Annotated in this window: 19 protein-coding genes; 11 read left to right on the forward strand and 8 right to left on the reverse strand. The window is 59.7% G+C overall.

Translation table 11 applies throughout. The features are described 5' to 3' along the window. The first annotated feature begins 161 nt into the window (after positions 1-161). Genes ispH through AC2TEM_RS15240 form a run of 6 tightly spaced genes read left to right on the forward strand, consistent with a single transcriptional unit; the run spans position 162 to position 3,849 of the window. On the forward strand, positions 162-1,112 hold the full coding sequence (gene ispH, locus AC2TEM_RS15215) for a 4-hydroxy-3-methylbut-2-enyl diphosphate reductase (RefSeq protein ID WP_170425196.1): 951 nt from the start codon (positions 162-164) through the stop codon (positions 1,110-1,112). Continuing rightward, positions 1,109-1,561, forward strand: a complete 453-nt coding sequence (locus tag AC2TEM_RS15220) for a DUF3429 domain-containing protein (RefSeq protein ID WP_170425193.1) — start codon at positions 1,109-1,111, stop codon at positions 1,559-1,561. Before ispH ends, AC2TEM_RS15220 begins: the two co-directional genes overlap by 4 nt. Beyond that, positions 1,558-2,145: a class I SAM-dependent methyltransferase gene (locus AC2TEM_RS15225; protein WP_170425190.1), complete on the forward strand. Its 588-nt coding sequence runs from the start codon at positions 1,558-1,560 to the stop codon at positions 2,143-2,145. Before AC2TEM_RS15220 ends, AC2TEM_RS15225 begins: the two co-directional genes overlap by 4 nt. Beyond that, complete coding sequence (gene rnhA / locus AC2TEM_RS15230) at positions 2,138-2,605, forward strand: ribonuclease HI (protein ID WP_170402325.1); 468 nt, start codon at positions 2,138-2,140, stop codon at positions 2,603-2,605. The genes AC2TEM_RS15225 and rnhA overlap by 8 nt, the downstream gene beginning before the upstream one ends. Beyond that, complete coding sequence (locus tag AC2TEM_RS15235; RefSeq protein ID WP_170392625.1) at positions 2,602-3,225, forward strand: trimeric intracellular cation channel family protein; 624 nt, start codon at positions 2,602-2,604, stop codon at positions 3,223-3,225. Before rnhA ends, AC2TEM_RS15235 begins: the two co-directional genes overlap by 4 nt. A 24-nt stretch (positions 3,226-3,249) precedes the next feature. Further along, the gene (locus tag AC2TEM_RS15240; protein ID WP_170392626.1) at positions 3,250-3,849 is read left to right on the forward strand and encodes a COG3904 family protein; all 600 of its coding nucleotides are present in this window, start codon (positions 3,250-3,252) and stop codon (positions 3,847-3,849) included. Here the strand turns inward: AC2TEM_RS15240 and speB are convergent. The 6 genes from speB to def (AC2TEM_RS15270) all read right to left on the reverse strand — a co-directional run bounded on the left by speB (position 3,846) and on the right by def (AC2TEM_RS15270) (position 7,158). Beyond that, positions 3,846-4,667, reverse strand: a complete 822-nt coding sequence (speB, locus tag AC2TEM_RS15245) for an agmatinase (protein ID WP_170425323.1) — start codon at positions 4,665-4,667, stop codon at positions 3,846-3,848. The genes AC2TEM_RS15240 and speB overlap by 4 nt on opposite strands. 62 nt (positions 4,668-4,729) lie before the next feature. Beyond that, a complete protein-coding gene (locus AC2TEM_RS15250) occupies positions 4,730-4,966 on the reverse strand; it encodes a GlsB/YeaQ/YmgE family stress response membrane protein (protein ID WP_170392628.1) in 237 nt (78 codons plus the stop codon). A 1-nt stretch (position 4,967) separates the two neighbouring features. Beyond that, positions 4,968-5,204, reverse strand: coding sequence for a hypothetical protein (locus AC2TEM_RS15255; RefSeq protein ID WP_170392629.1), 237 nt, complete (start codon positions 5,202-5,204; stop codon positions 4,968-4,970). A gap of 6 nt (positions 5,205-5,210) precedes the next feature. Next, on the reverse strand, positions 5,211-6,125 hold the full coding sequence (fmt, locus tag AC2TEM_RS15260; RefSeq protein ID WP_170425187.1) for a methionyl-tRNA formyltransferase: 915 nt from the start codon (positions 6,123-6,125) through the stop codon (positions 5,211-5,213). Between the two features lie 23 nt (positions 6,126-6,148). Next, complete coding sequence (gene def / locus AC2TEM_RS15265; protein ID WP_170425183.1) at positions 6,149-6,643, reverse strand: peptide deformylase; 495 nt, start codon at positions 6,641-6,643, stop codon at positions 6,149-6,151. Then, positions 6,640-7,158: a peptide deformylase gene (gene def, locus AC2TEM_RS15270; protein ID WP_170392632.1), complete on the reverse strand. Its 519-nt coding sequence runs from the start codon at positions 7,156-7,158 to the stop codon at positions 6,640-6,642. Before def (AC2TEM_RS15270) ends, def (AC2TEM_RS15265) begins: the two co-directional genes overlap by 4 nt. Before the next feature lie 94 nt (positions 7,159-7,252). On the opposite strand from def (AC2TEM_RS15270), the gene AC2TEM_RS15275 reads away from it, so the two are divergent. Continuing rightward, the gene (locus AC2TEM_RS15275; RefSeq protein WP_170425320.1) at positions 7,253-8,425 is read left to right on the forward strand and encodes a MalY/PatB family protein; all 1,173 of its coding nucleotides are present in this window, start codon (positions 7,253-7,255) and stop codon (positions 8,423-8,425) included. 30 nt (positions 8,426-8,455) lie between these two features. After that, positions 8,456-9,154 carry a fumarylacetoacetate hydrolase family protein gene (locus AC2TEM_RS15280; protein WP_170425180.1) on the forward strand — a complete coding sequence of 233 codons (699 nt, stop codon included), beginning with the start codon at positions 8,456-8,458 and terminating at the stop codon, positions 9,152-9,154. A gap of 91 nt (positions 9,155-9,245) precedes the next feature. Here the strand turns inward: AC2TEM_RS15280 and AC2TEM_RS15285 are convergent, their stop codons facing one another. Next, complete coding sequence (locus tag AC2TEM_RS15285; protein ID WP_170392635.1) at positions 9,246-9,599, reverse strand: hypothetical protein; 354 nt, start codon at positions 9,597-9,599, stop codon at positions 9,246-9,248. Between the two features lie 212 nt (positions 9,600-9,811). On the opposite strand from AC2TEM_RS15285, the gene AC2TEM_RS15290 reads away from it, so the two are divergent. After that, positions 9,812-10,801 (forward strand): glutathione S-transferase family protein, encoded by a 990-nt coding sequence (locus tag AC2TEM_RS15290; RefSeq protein ID WP_170392636.1) that lies wholly within the window; start codon positions 9,812-9,814, stop codon positions 10,799-10,801. On the opposite strand, the gene AC2TEM_RS15295 is transcribed toward AC2TEM_RS15290, so the two are convergent. Then, positions 10,783-11,145, reverse strand: coding sequence for a response regulator transcription factor (locus AC2TEM_RS15295; RefSeq protein ID WP_008756687.1), 363 nt, complete (start codon positions 11,143-11,145; stop codon positions 10,783-10,785). The two genes, AC2TEM_RS15290 and AC2TEM_RS15295, sit on opposite strands and share 19 nt — an antisense overlap. Positions 11,146-11,326: 181 nt before the next feature. On the opposite strand from AC2TEM_RS15295, the gene AC2TEM_RS15300 reads away from it, so the two are divergent. Both AC2TEM_RS15300 and cbiB read left to right on the forward strand, forming a co-directional pair. Continuing rightward, positions 11,327-12,292, forward strand: coding sequence for a threonine-phosphate decarboxylase (locus AC2TEM_RS15300; RefSeq protein WP_170425317.1), 966 nt, complete (start codon positions 11,327-11,329; stop codon positions 12,290-12,292). Next, positions 12,289-13,209, forward strand: coding sequence for an adenosylcobinamide-phosphate synthase CbiB (gene cbiB, locus AC2TEM_RS15305; RefSeq protein ID WP_170425177.1), 921 nt, complete (start codon positions 12,289-12,291; stop codon positions 13,207-13,209). Before AC2TEM_RS15300 ends, cbiB begins: the two co-directional genes overlap by 4 nt. Positions 13,210-13,216 lie beyond the last annotated feature (7 nt).

Consider the following 13,216-nt stretch of genomic DNA (forward strand, 5'->3'; position numbering starts at 1 on the left):
ATATGCGCGGCCAGGGCCAGAAGCCCTGGCCGCGCGACTTTAAAGGTATAGGTGCTGAAAACACCCTTGTGCTAACAGCGATTCATGTCAGTGAAATGACGCAGTGCTGTCTGGACCATGGCAATGAAAAGACCTAGGTGTTCGGTCCAGGAGATCGCCGAATGACAAAGCCGCCGCTGACATTATATCTGGCCGCCCCGCGCGGATTCTGCGCTGGTGTGGACCGTGCCATCAAGATTGTGGAAATGGCCCTTCAAAAATGGGGGGCGCCTGTCTATGTGCGCCATGAGATCGTTCACAACAAATTCGTCGTCGACGGTCTGCGCGCCAAGGGTGCCGTGTTTGTCGAGGAGCTGGACGAATGCCCTGATGATCGCCCCGTGATCTTCTCGGCCCACGGTGTGCCAAAATCGGTGCCCGCCACAGCAGCCCAGCGCGAGATGATATATGTCGACGCCACCTGCCCGCTTGTATCCAAGGTGCATGTCGAAGCGCAGCGCCACGCGGATGCCGGGCTGCAGATGATCATGATTGGTCACAAGGGCCATCCCGAAACAATCGGCACCATGGGACAGCTGCCCGATGGCGAGGTACTGCTGGTTGAAACGGTAGAAGATGTGGCGCAGGTCGCTGTGCGTAACCCCGAAAAGCTGGCCTTTGTCACCCAGACAACCCTATCGGTGGATGACACCAAGGACATTATTGCCGCGCTTGAGGCCCGCTTCCCCGCCATCGTCGGGCCGCACAAGGAAGACATTTGTTATGCCACCACCAACCGGCAGGAAGCGGTGAAAGCCGTCGCTCCGAAAGCCAATGCCTTGCTGGTGGTGGGTGCGCCGAACTCATCGAATTCACGTCGTCTGGTCGAGGTCGCCTCGCGCGCCGGATGCAGTTATGCGCAGCTGGTGCAACGCGCGACCGAGATCGACTGGCGTGCGCTGGAGGGGATTTCCAGCATTGCGGTCAGCGCCGGGGCATCCGCGCCCGAGGTGCTGGTGAACGAGGTGATCGATGCATTCCGCAACCACTACGATGTCACCGTCGAGCTAGTCGAAACCGCTGTCGAGAATGTCGAGTTCAAAGTTCCCCGCGTATTGCGGGAACCAGCATGAGCGGCATCCCCCGCGCGCCGTTATTCCTTGGTTTGGCTGGGCTGATCCCGTTTGTCTGGGGCGCGCTGACTTATCTGAACGGTGATTTGAACGATTGGGGTCGGCAGATGCTGGGGTCGCGCTTCGTGGGGCCGTATATTCAGCTATTTTATGGCTCGGTAATCCTGAGTTTCATGTCGGGCGTGCTGTGGGGCTTCGCCACCAAAACCTCAGGCAGCAAAGCTGCGGCCTGTTACACCTTGTCGGTGTTGCCTGCACTTTGGGCATTTTTCACGACCGGCGGCGGTCCGGTGAATGCGGGCACCAACCTGATGTATGGGTTTGCGGGCTTGCTTTTGCTGGACGCCATGTTCTCATATTGGCGGTTGACCCCGGTCTGGTGGATGCAGCTGCGCGTCCTGCTAACCGCTGTCGTGCTGACCTGTCTTGCTGTGGGAGTTTACCTGTGAGTGATGAACGGACCATCAAGGCCTACACGGATCGCGTTGCGGATTACCTAAGGATCCCCCTGCCCGCCGAGCAGCTAGAGGCGCGTCAGGCTTTTGTAGATGCGGTCCGCGAGGGTGGATATGTGCTGGATCTGGGCTCGGGTCCCGGATCAGACAGCGCGTTTCTGATGCGGCAAGGGCTGAAGGTACGGGCGCTGGATGCCACCCCTGCCTTTGTTGAACATGCGCGGAGCAACGGTGTTGACGCCCACCTTGGCACCTTCGATGACGTCACCGAGGTGGCAGAGTATGACGGCGTCTATGCCAGTTTCTGCCTGCTGCACGCCCCGCGCGCCGATTTCCCGCGTCATCTGAACGCGATCCACACCGCACTGAAGCCGGGCGGGCAGCTGTTCCTGGGAATGAAGCTGGGCACGGGCGAGCATCGTGATGATTTGGACCGTTACTATACCTATTATTCAGAGGCCCAGATCAAGGACGCCCTGACCTCGGCAGGTTTCACCATTGATCGTACCGTGCAGGGAATGGGGAAAGGTTTGGCCGGGTCTTACGACGGGTTCATTCTGGTATTCGCTCATGCCTGATCTCTTTGCCTATACCGATGGTGCCTGTTCCGGAAATCCCGGCCCCGGCGGCTGGGGCGTACTGCTGCGCGCGATGGATGGCGAGACCATCCTGAAAGAACGCGAGCTGAGCGGAGGCGAAGCCGAGACAACCAACAACCGGATGGAACTGCTGGCTGCAATCAGTGCTTTGGAGACGCTGGAGCGGCCCTCGAAACTGACTATCGTCACCGACAGCGCTTATGTGAAGAACGGCGTTACGGGATGGATTTTCGGGTGGAAGCGGAACGGCTGGAAGACGTCGAACAAGAAGCCGGTCAAAAATGTCGATCTGTGGCAGCGGCTGGATGAGGCGCAAGAGCGGCATCAGGTGACATGGGAATGGGTCAAGGGTCATGCGGGCCATCCCGAAAATGAACGCGCGGATGAGTTGGCACGCGCCGGCATGGCCCCGTTCAAACCTAAGAAGGCGCAGGCGTGAGCGGGCTTGCCCTGCTGGATTACGCCTCGGTTTTGGTCTTTGCGCTGACCGGTGCGCTGGTGGCCAGCCGAGCGCAGCTTGATCTGGTCGGGTTTGCCTTCATCGCCTGTCTGACGGCAGTGGGCGGTGGTACCGTACGCGACTTGCTGCTGGACCGACATCCGATCTTCTGGGTCGGTCAGCCCGCCTATATCCTGATCGCTTGCGGCGCTGCGGTGCTGGTATTTTTTACCGCTCACCTAGTGGAAAGCCGGTATAATTGGCTGGTCTGGTTGGACAGTTTCGCCCTGTCCATCGCGGTCGCTGCTGGCACGGGTGCAGCGTTGTCACTGGATCAATCCGGTATCATCGTAGTGCTGATGGGGGTGACCACGGGCTGTTTGGGCGGCTTGATGCGTGACGTGGTGTGCAACGAGGTGCCGCTGGTACTGAAACAGGGTGAGCTTTATGTATCCTGCGCCTTTATCGGAGCCTTGACCGCTGTGTTTGCCACCCGCCTCGGGCTGGAAGGCCTGCTGGCATTGGGCTTATGTGCATTGATTTGCTGGGCGTTGCGCGCCGGATCTCTGCTGTTCGGTTGGCAGTTGCCGGTTTACAAGGCCCGACCGCCTCGGCAATAGGGTAGAAACGGACAAGAGATCGCGATGACCTACAGACTTTCGTTTCTGGCCACGGCACTGCTGCTAACGGCATGTGCAGAGCAATACGCCCCGGTGAGCTTCACGGCAGTGGGCAATCAGATCGTCGCGTCCGGAACGATCGACCACACAACGCTCAGCGCGTTTGAAGAAGTGATGGACGAGAACCCCGAGATCAAGACGCTGGTGCTGCAAAATATCGAAGGTTCGGTCGATGATGACTCGAATGTGGTCTTCAGTCGCGTAGTGCGTGAGGAAGGGTTCGACACGGTGGTTCCGTCAAACGGGCTGGTGGCCTCGGGCGGCACCGATTTGTTTCTAGCGGGTAACCGACGCGTGCTGGAACCCGGCGCCTGCGTAGGCGTACACAGCTGGGGCGGCGGCGGCTATGTCGCTGCGGAGCTACCCGAAGATCACCCCGAGCATGACCGGTATTTGAACTATTTCGAAGATATCGGCGTCGATCCCGACTTCTACTGGTTCACGCTGGATGCAGCATCCGAGGAAGAGATGCACTGGATGACGGCGTCCGAAGCGAACCGGTTCGACATGACTACACGGTCCGCCCCTCGCCTTGGCACTGCCGCAATCTGCGACGAACGTTAGTGCGTCAGCAGTCGCGCGCCGATTTCCTTGACGAATTTCGCCGCCACCATGGCGGTCATGCCATAGGGGTCGCGGTGCGGGTTCAACTCGACAATATCCGCGCCGATCAACTGGCCTTTGAACCGGTGGATCAGGTCGATCACCTCGCGCGTGCTTAGTCCGCCGGGTTCGTGATGCGACACCCCGGGGGCAAAGGCTGGATCCAGCGCATCGAGGTCTAGTGACAGGTAAACCGGGCCGTCAAAGCTGATCTCAAGATCGGGGCTCCAGTTGCGCATGTCGATCACCTCGACCCCGAACTTGTCGGCCTGTTCCTGTTGGTGCTTGTTCATGGTGCGGATCCCGACCTGAACAAGACGTTTGATCTTGCCGGTCTCCATCACGCGGGCAAATGGACAGCCATGACCCAGCGGGCCAATCTGCTGGCTGTCATAAAGGTCGGGATGGCTATCGATATGCAGGACATTCAGCCCCTCATACCGGTTCGCGTGGGCCTTGATCAGCGGATAGGCGACCGAGTGATCGCCCCCCAACGACAATAATCGTGCACCGGCTTCGATCCGGGCGGCGGCCCCTGCCTCAATCCGGTCGATGGGTTCCTGCCCCATCATCTCGAACACATCCAGATCGCCGGTGTCTTTGAAGCGGTCGGTTGCGCCCAGATCAGTGCCATCCTCGGCGGTCAGGTTGGCCGCGCCGGAATGCAACGCCTCGCGGATGCGACCCGGGGCAAAGGCGGGGCCTTGCAGGAACGAGGAATGCAGGTCCAACGGCACACCCATCAGGGCGACGTCTCCGGCGGTCAGATCATGCGACATGAGAGGCCTTTCAACAAAGAATTGACGGGACATTGGTCGCAGATCACGGCCGGGTCAAGCGATCAGCGGCGGATATATGTCTGCCAAATCCATATCACCAAAAGCGCGCCCAGAACGGCGCCGATAAACCCTGAGAGCCATCCCATCACGGTGATGAGCGTGCGTAGGACCAAACCGCCTACCAAAGCGCCGACAATGCCGATCAGCATGGTGGTTGGAATATCGGCCTCGATCCGCATTAGGCGGGTGGCGAGGAAACCTGCAGCGGCTCCGACGATGATCAGGGCGATGATCGGCATATCATTTCCTCCAATGCGTGGGCACGATGATCAGCGCACCGATCGAGGACAGCACCGCGTCCAACCCCGGCGGGCCAAAGCTGATGCCGAACATGATGCGCACGAAATAGAACAGGAAAGCACCACCCACGCAGATGATGATCGACTGCAGATAGCCGTTATGGGTAAAGCCAGTCTGTTCAGACAGATAGCCTACGATCCCGGCAATCACGACCGTGCCCATCATGATCATGATCATGTACGCCTACTCCGATGACAGGCGGGTCCCGGCCGGCATGGGCCATCCCCGCAGAAAAGTTTCCCTATCCTGCGCGCCCTTGCCTGCCCGTTGCAAGCGCAGCAACTCAACTGCGCCTTCGCCGCAAGCCACGCGCAGGTGGTCGTCCAGCACCTCGCCCGGAGTGCCCCGTCCTTCGGCCAGCCGCGAAGCCAGCAGTTTGATCCGATTGCCCTCGACCTCGGTCCATGCGCCGGGAAACGGGGAGAGACCGCGGATTTTTCTGTCGACTTCGGACGCGAGGGCCGACCAGTCGATCCGCGCCTCGGATTTGTCGATCTTGGCGGCGTAGGTTACGCCGACCTCAGGCTGCGGTTCGGGGGTCAGGCTCGGCAGCGTGTTCAGCGCCTCAACGATCAGCGCCGCACCCATGCCCGACAGGCGGTCATGGAGTTGCGCGGTGGTTTCCTCAATCCCGATCTCGGTGGCCTCGCGCAGCAGAACGGGGCCTGTATCCAACCCGGCCTCCATCTGCATGATGCAAACACCGGTTTGCACATCGCCTGCCATGATCGCGCGGTGTATAGGCGCGGCCCCACGCCAGCGTGGCAGCAGGCTGGCGTGAATGTTCAGGCAGCCATGGGTTGGCGCGTCCAGAATAGGTTGTGGCAGGATCAGGCCATAGGCGACGACGACTGCGATATCGGCATTCAGCGCTGCAAAGCTGGCCTGTTCTTCGGGCGATTTCAGCGAGGTGGGGTGGCGAACGTCCAGACCCAGGGCCAAGGCACGCGCGTGCACCGAGGTTGGACGGTCTTTTTTACCGCGACCGGCGGGGCGTGGCGGTTGGCAATAGACGGCGGCGATTTCGTGCCCGGCACGGACCAGCGCATCCAGCACCGGCACCGAGAAATCTGGCGTTCCCATGAAGATGATACGCATCCGTCCCTCCGTAGGATGGGGTTTCACCCCATCTTCTGTGCTTTGCGCAGCAGCATGTCGCGTTTGACCTTGCTGAGGCGGTCAAAATACATCCGCCCGTTCAGGTGGTCGATCTGATGCTGCACGCTGGTGGCCTCGATGCCGACAAAATCACGGCGGTCGATCTGGCCCTGTTCGTTGAGAAATTTCACGGTCACTGCGCGTGGTCGCTTCACTTTGGCGGACACGCCGGGCAAGTTCGGGCTGGCCTCGTCATGTTCACGCAGCTCAACTGAGCTGTGCAGAATCTCGGGGTTGGCCAGTCGCACAGCTTTGCCCCGCTGGGTCGAGCCATCCACGACAGCCAGCCGCAGCATCACTCCGATCTGCGGCGCAGCGAGGCCAACGCCCGGCATCGCCTCCATCGTATCGATCATGTCATCCCAGACGGTGCGGATGTCGTCGGTGATCTCGGGGACGTCCTCGGCCTTGGTGCGCAGGCGCTTGTCGGGCCACGGCAGGCAGGTCCGCACCGTCATGTGCGGGCCTTTTCGCGCTTGAGCTTCTGCATTTTGCGCGTGATCATCTGACGCTTGAGCGGTTTGAGATAGTCGATGAAGAGCTTACCGTTCAGATGGTCGATCTCATGCTGCACACAAGTCGCCCAGAGATCATCAAAGGTTTCCTGCTGCAGATTACCGTCACGGTCCAGCCAGGTGACATCAACCGTCTTCGGGCGCGTGACTTCGGCATATTGCTCAGGTATCGACAGGCAGCCTTCTTCGTAGACGTTGGTCTCATCCGAGGAGGCGATGACCTCGGGGTTGAACATCACCAGTGGGCGTGGGGCCTCACCTTCTTCTTTGACGCAGTCCACCACGATCAGCCGGTCGAGCACACCGATCTGCGGCGCAGCAAGGCCAATACCGGGCGCGTCATACATCGTCTCCAGCATGTCATCGGCCAGTTTGCGCAGATCGTCGGTGATGTCGGCCACCGGCGCGCAGACCTTTTTCAGGCGAGGATCGGGATGGATCAGGATATTACGTTTCATGGGGCTGATTTAGGCCATCGCGCCCGCCACCGCAACGGCCCCCTTGCACCTGATGGATTTGTGGTTAGCTTTCGCCTCGACAGATGGAGATGACATGACTTTCAACGACCTGATCGACCGCCGGGGCACCAACTCATCAAAATGGGACAAGATGGAACAGCTTTATGGTGTCGCCCCCGAGGATGGGCTGGCCATGTGGACGGCTGATTCCGACTATGCCACGGCCCCTTGCGTGATCGAGGCGGTGCGGGAAGCGGCCGATCATGGCGCGTTTGGATATTCATGGATGCACCCGGATTATCTGAATGCAATCCAGTGGTGGATGAAGACACGCCACAACTGGGAGATCGACACCGATTGGATTCTGACCTCGCAAGGGTTGGGCAATGCGATTGCCCTGTGTCTGGATGTTTGGAGTGAACCGGGAGATGGCGTCGTGATCTTCACGCCCGTCTACCATGAGTTTGCCCATAAGGTGAACAAATCCGGCCGCCGCGTGGTGGAATGCCCGCTGGTACGCGATGGCGACAGCTATGGGCTTGATCTGGACGATGCGCAGTCGCGGTTGGACGGATCAGAAAAGCTGCTGCTGTGGTGCTCGCCGCAGAACCCGTCAGGTCGGGTCTGGACGCCGGATGAACTGCGCGCTGTGGCGGCGTTTGCAGAGCGCAACGGGCTGATCCTTGTGTCGGACGAGATTCACCATGATCTGGTTTATCCGGGCAATACCTTCGTACCGATGGATACGGCCGCCCCCCATGCGCGCCCGTGGACGGTGACACTGACCGCGGCGTCGAAAACATTCAACATCGCCGGTCAGCGTACCGGCAACATGATCATTCCCGACGCCAAGCTGCGGGCCGAGATGCGGCACCGGATCACCACGCTGGACTATGACCCCAGTGCGTTGGGTGTGGCGATGATCACTGCCGCCTATTCGCCGGAAGGTGCAAAATGGGTCGATGAACAAATTGCCCACCTGGACGCGAACCGGAAGCTGTTTGATGCTACCATAGCCGAGATACCGGGCCTGTGGTCGATGCCGCTTCAGGCGACCTATCTGGCATGGGTCGATTTTTCGGGCACGGGTATGAGCCACGATGAGTTTGTCCGCCGCCTACGCGAAGATGCGCGGATCGCGACATCCTCTGGCCCCGGTTTCGGCACCGGTGGAGAAACCTTCGAGCGCTTCAATCTGGCCACCCAACGCGAGCGGGTTGAAGAAGCCTGTGCGCGATTGAAGACAGCCTTTGGCGATTTACAATGAACCCCGTTCATAAATAAACGGAGGCACGTCATGCCCAACCACCTTTTTACGCTTCCGGACATCCCAAGCATCCCGGTGCAGGGGGAACAGGCGACCTATCCGATCGGACGGATTTTTTGCGTGGGCCGCAACTATGCCGCCCACGCTGCCGAGATGGGGCATGAGGTGGATCGTCAGGCGCCGTTTTACTTCACCAAATCCGCGCCCAACGCGGTTTTGACCGGAGCGCATGTGCCGTATCCGGCAGGCACCGAGGATTATCATCACGAAATGGAACTGGCCGTTGCAATCGGCAAACCGGTTTTTCGGGCCACAGCCACTGAGGCCCGCAACGCGATTTTTGGCTATGGCTGTGCGCTGGACATGACGCGCCGCGACCTGCAGATCCGCGAGCGCAACAAACAGCGCCCCTGGGATCTGGGCAAGGATGTGGAAAACGGCGCGGTCTTCGCTCCGCTGACCCGCGCCGATGACTGGAGCCCATCTGATGACAAGCGCATCTATCTGAGCATCAATGAGTGGGTCGTACAAGACGCCACATTGTCAGAGCTGGTCTGGAAGATCGATGAACTGATCTCCCATCTATCGGGTTTCTACCATTTGCGCCCCGGCGATCTGATCCTGACCGGCACACCCGCCGGGGTCGGGCCTGTGGTCGCCGGAGACCGAATTGAAGGCGGCATCGATGGTTTGGCTCCTGTGCACCTGACCCTGACGGCCTCCGACTAAACCGTCCGGCCTGATCCCTGAGAATCTTGAGGCCCCATTACCGCCCGAGCGCCGGTGGCGCGTCGGTGCCAAAGATCAAACGGTGCGCGCGTCAGTCGCGGTTTTCAAGCAATGCGATCGGTGCATCCGGGGCGCGGTAGAAATCCAGTGGAGCCTTGTCCGTCGCCACAGTGTTACGCTTGAACTCATAGCGCATTTCACCCACCGCTTCTTCGTCTGCGATTATCAGGCACTGATACATGTGGTTGGCACCGTCATAGATATCGACGAGCCCACGCAGGCGCGGCGTGGTTTCGGCCTCGACGGTGAAACCATCCTTCCACAATGTCAAAATTTTGAAGCTATTGTCGCCAACCTCCACCCGCAAACGGCTGGATTTCTTGAGGGTAGCGATTCGGGCCGCATCCAATTCGGCGCGAATTTCCTTGGAAACATAGGTACTCATAATAAACTTCCCCCCTTAACACTCATTAGTCTGACGCGATTCCTGTAAAAATCCAGTGAACGGCGTCACATAAGTTTTGGCATTGCGGTTCTGGTGCCCAGACACCGCATCCCACCTGTGCGCGCATGCAGGCCTGATGCGCGCCCGGTGAAATAGGATCGGGGCGCAAGACGGCCTATCTTTGACCCAATCGCAATGCGAAAGGAATAACGATGGGCCTGCTTGTCGACGGCGAATGGCATGACACCTGGTATGACACCAAATCCACAGGCGGGGCGTTCAAACGCTCGGCCGCACAGTTTCGCAACTGGATCACCGCCGATGGCGCGCCCGGCCCCTCGGGGCGCGGCGGGTTCGAGGCGGAATCTGGGCGCTATCACCTTTATGTCTCGCACGCCTGCCCTTGGGCGCACCGCACACTGATCTTTCGTGAGTTGAAAGGGCTGAGCGACCACATCTCGGTCTCGGTCGTGCATCCGGATATGCTGGATAAAGGTTGGACCTTTGAGACCGACGACCATGGCGCGACCGGCGACAAACTGTTCGGATCAGAATTTGCCCATCAAATCTACACCCGTGCCGACCCTCACTATTCGGGCCGCGTTACGGTTCCGATCCTGTGGGACAAAGTTGAGAAAACGATCGTGTCGAACGAAAGCTCGGAAATCATCCGCATGTTCAACTCGGCTTTCAACGGGATCACCGGCAACACAGACGACTACTGGCCCGAGGCAATGCGGGACGAGATCGAAGAGGTCAACGCGCGCATCTATTCCGATGTCAATAACGGGGTCTACAAATCCGGCTTTGCCACCTCGCAAGAAGCTTATGACGCCGCGGTTGGCCCTCTGTTCGACACGCTGGATTGGCTTGAGGATCGTCTGGCCCGGAACCGCTATCTTATGGGTGACCGCGTGACCGAGGCCGACTGGCGCCTGTTCACCACATTGATCCGGTTCGACCCGGTTTATCATTTACATTTCAAGTGCAACAAGCGTCGGTTGGTGGACTACCCGAACCTCTGGGCCTTTACGCGGGAGCTATATCAATGGCCCGGCGTGGCGCAGTCTGTGAACATGAACCACATCGTGCGCCACTATCACTTCAGCCATGACAGCATCAATCCGCACCGAATTATTCCGGTGAATCCAACGTTGGACTATTCAGAACCCCATGGGCGGGATCAGCGCCCCGCGGCGTAGTGTTCGACCATGGCCGCCAGATCCTCGGGCGGGGTCGAGCTTTGGACATAGGCGCAGGCATTGGCGCTATGGGCAAAGATTGATCCGTCCGAGAAGAATGTGGTGTTGGTGACGAAGATCACTCGCGCCTCGGGCCTGCGATAGCTTGCGAAATCGGCAACCGCCAAGGCGCTGCCGGTTTCCAGAACCAGATCCAGCACTATGATATCGAATGCGGTACCATACAGTGCCAGGATCGCGGCCTCTTGCGTTTCGACCAGCGTGACTTCGGCCTCCTGCCTTTGCAGATGCCGCTGCCAGACCCGACCTAGATCGGGGTTACTCTCAACAATCAGTACTTTCATTTGCAACAACCTCGGCACGTGATATGGGTGAGTGGTGCCGACCCCTGTTGTCCGTGATCACGCGATTTCCTTAACAAAGTGTTAACAAGGCCCGCACAGCGCCGTGATCGGGCGGATTCGCTTGTAAGAACGGCAAAAATCCGCTTGAAGCATGAGAAATAGGCGATTCCGGCTGGGGCAGATGGTTGGACAGGATGACAGATTGAACCCTCGGGCTGCGCGCGATCATGGCGGAGGGCTGGATGGCGCGATGACGCGGTTTGGGGGCACGCGCGCAGACTGGATCGATCTGTCCACGGGGATCAATCCGCATGCTTATGAGGTCTCGGGCCTGCAGCCTCCGGACTGGAAGGAACTGCCGGATCATGGCGCGTTCGAACGCCTCTCGGACGCGGCGCGGGTGTTTTGGAACGTGCCTGATGGGGCCGAGATTCTGCCATCGCCTGGTGCCTCTGCGGTGATTGCCCGCGTGCCCGCGCTGACCAAAGCCGGTCGCGTGCAGATCACGATGCCCACTTATAACGAACATGCCGCTGCATTCACCGCTCAGGGGTGGACGGTGCACGAGAGCGGCCCGGCTCAGGCACGTGTCATCGTACACCCCAACAATCCCGATGGGCGCATCTGGCAGGACGCGGATGTCGACGCGCCGCTGACGGTGATCGATGAAAGCTTCTGCGACGTAACGCCCGAAGCCTCGCTGATTCATCTGGCCCAGCGGCCCGGCATCGTGGTGCTGAAGAGCTTTGGCAAATTTTGGGGGTTGGCCGGGTTGCGACTGGGTTTTGCGATTGGCCATCCCGATCTGATTGCACGATTGAACGACCTGACCGGACCATGGGCCGTATCCGGCCCGGCACTGCGGATCGGCGCGCAAGCGTTGCACGATGTAAAATGGGCTGATGAAACGCGCATGCGTCTGGCAAATGAAGCAACACGGTTGGATCAGCTTGTAACGGCCAAGGATGCGCGGCTGATTGGCGGCACCAGCCTGTTCCGCCTCTACGACGTTGATAACGCGACCGTCTGGCAAGACCGATTGGCGCGGGCGCATATCTGGAGCCGTATTTTCCCCTATTCCCGGACCTACCTGCGCCTTGGATTACCGCCAGCAGATGGTTGGGCCCGGTTGGAAGCAGCGCTGTGAGCACCGCGTTCCTATTGGTCTGCGCTATGTGTCTGGACGCAGCATTGGGTGAGCCGGATTGGCTGTGGTCGCGGATTCGCCACCCTGCCGTGTTGATGGGCAACGCGATTGGCTGGCTGGACAACCGGCTGAACCATGGAGCGTATCGCCGCCTCAAAGGGGTTGCGACGGTACTCATCCTGGTTGCGGTGGCACTCATCCTTGGCCGGTTGCTGGCGCTGCTTGGTCCGATCGTCGAGATCGTGGTCTGCGCCATCCTTCTGGCCCAGAAATCCCTGATCACCCATGTTCGCGCAGTAGGTGAAGGCCTGTTGACCTCGCTTACCGAAGGGCGCGCGCAGGTCGCCATGATCGTCTCGCGCGATACGCGGGACATGACCGAGGCGCAGGTGGCGCGCTCGGCCATCGAAAGTGCCGCCGAAAACCTGAGCGACGGGGTTATTGCCCCAGCCTTCTGGTTTCTGGTCGCAGGTCTGCCGGGGCTGCTGGTTTACAAGGTCGTCAACACCGCCGACAGTATGATCGGTTATCGCAACGACAAATACCGCGCCTTCGGCTGGGCAGCGGCGCGGCTGGATGATGTGCTGAACCTTGTCCCGGCACGCCTGACCTTCGTAATGATCGTCGCGCTGTCCAGCCAATGGTCGCGCTGGGGAGAGATGGTTGAGGATGCACGCCGCCATATCTCACCCAACGCAGGCTGGCCCGAGGCCGCGATGGCACGTGCGCTTGATATCGCACTGGCCGGACCGCGCAGCTATGATGGCCAGATGCGGGATCTTGCTTGGGTGAACGGGAATGCGCGGCAGAATATCGACGCGGCGGAGGTTTTTCGCGCATCAGACATGCTCTGGCAGGTATGGGGGCTTGCGCTTGGGCTCGTGTCGGTGTGGGTTGGGTTCAACTTCATATTCTGACGGATCA

It is taken from the genome of Ruegeria sp. HKCCD3925, from assembly GCF_057221175.1.

What these genes read in the sequence shown, in the direction of transcription:
- AC2TEM_RS15295 (WP_008756687.1), bottom strand. Translation starts at nt 11,145, where the DNA reads ATGAAAGTACTGATTGTTGAGAGTAACCCCGATCTAGGTCGGGTCTGG.
- speB (WP_170425323.1), bottom strand. Translation starts at nt 4,667, where the DNA reads ATGTCGCATGATCTGACCGCCGGAGACGTCGCCCTGATGGGTGTGCCG.
- AC2TEM_RS15255 (WP_170392629.1), bottom strand. Translation starts at nt 5,204, where the DNA reads ATGATCATGATCATGATGGGCACGGTCGTGATTGCCGGGATCGTAGGC.
- def (WP_170392632.1), bottom strand. Translation starts at nt 7,158, where the DNA reads ATGAAACGTAATATCCTGATCCATCCCGATCCTCGCCTGAAAAAGGTC.
- fmt (WP_170425187.1), bottom strand. Translation starts at nt 6,125, where the DNA reads ATGCGTATCATCTTCATGGGAACGCCAGATTTCTCGGTGCCGGTGCTG.
- AC2TEM_RS15280 (WP_170425180.1), top strand. Translation starts at nt 8,456, where the DNA reads ATGCCCAACCACCTTTTTACGCTTCCGGACATCCCAAGCATCCCGGTG.
- AC2TEM_RS15275 (WP_170425320.1), top strand. Translation starts at nt 7,253, where the DNA reads ATGACTTTCAACGACCTGATCGACCGCCGGGGCACCAACTCATCAAAA.
- def (WP_170425183.1), bottom strand. Translation starts at nt 6,643, where the DNA reads ATGACGGTGCGGACCTGCCTGCCGTGGCCCGACAAGCGCCTGCGCACC.
- AC2TEM_RS15290 (WP_170392636.1), top strand. Translation starts at nt 9,812, where the DNA reads ATGGGCCTGCTTGTCGACGGCGAATGGCATGACACCTGGTATGACACC.
- AC2TEM_RS15250 (WP_170392628.1), bottom strand. Translation starts at nt 4,966, where the DNA reads ATGCCGATCATCGCCCTGATCATCGTCGGAGCCGCTGCAGGTTTCCTC.
- ispH (WP_170425196.1), top strand. Translation starts at nt 162, where the DNA reads ATGACAAAGCCGCCGCTGACATTATATCTGGCCGCCCCGCGCGGATTC.
- rnhA (WP_170402325.1), top strand. Translation starts at nt 2,138, where the DNA reads ATGCCTGATCTCTTTGCCTATACCGATGGTGCCTGTTCCGGAAATCCC.
- AC2TEM_RS15240 (WP_170392626.1), top strand. Translation starts at nt 3,250, where the DNA reads ATGACCTACAGACTTTCGTTTCTGGCCACGGCACTGCTGCTAACGGCA.
- AC2TEM_RS15285 (WP_170392635.1), bottom strand. Translation starts at nt 9,599, where the DNA reads ATGAGTACCTATGTTTCCAAGGAAATTCGCGCCGAATTGGATGCGGCC.
- AC2TEM_RS15300 (WP_170425317.1), top strand. Translation starts at nt 11,327, where the DNA reads ATGGTTGGACAGGATGACAGATTGAACCCTCGGGCTGCGCGCGATCAT.
- AC2TEM_RS15220 (WP_170425193.1), top strand. Translation starts at nt 1,109, where the DNA reads ATGAGCGGCATCCCCCGCGCGCCGTTATTCCTTGGTTTGGCTGGGCTG.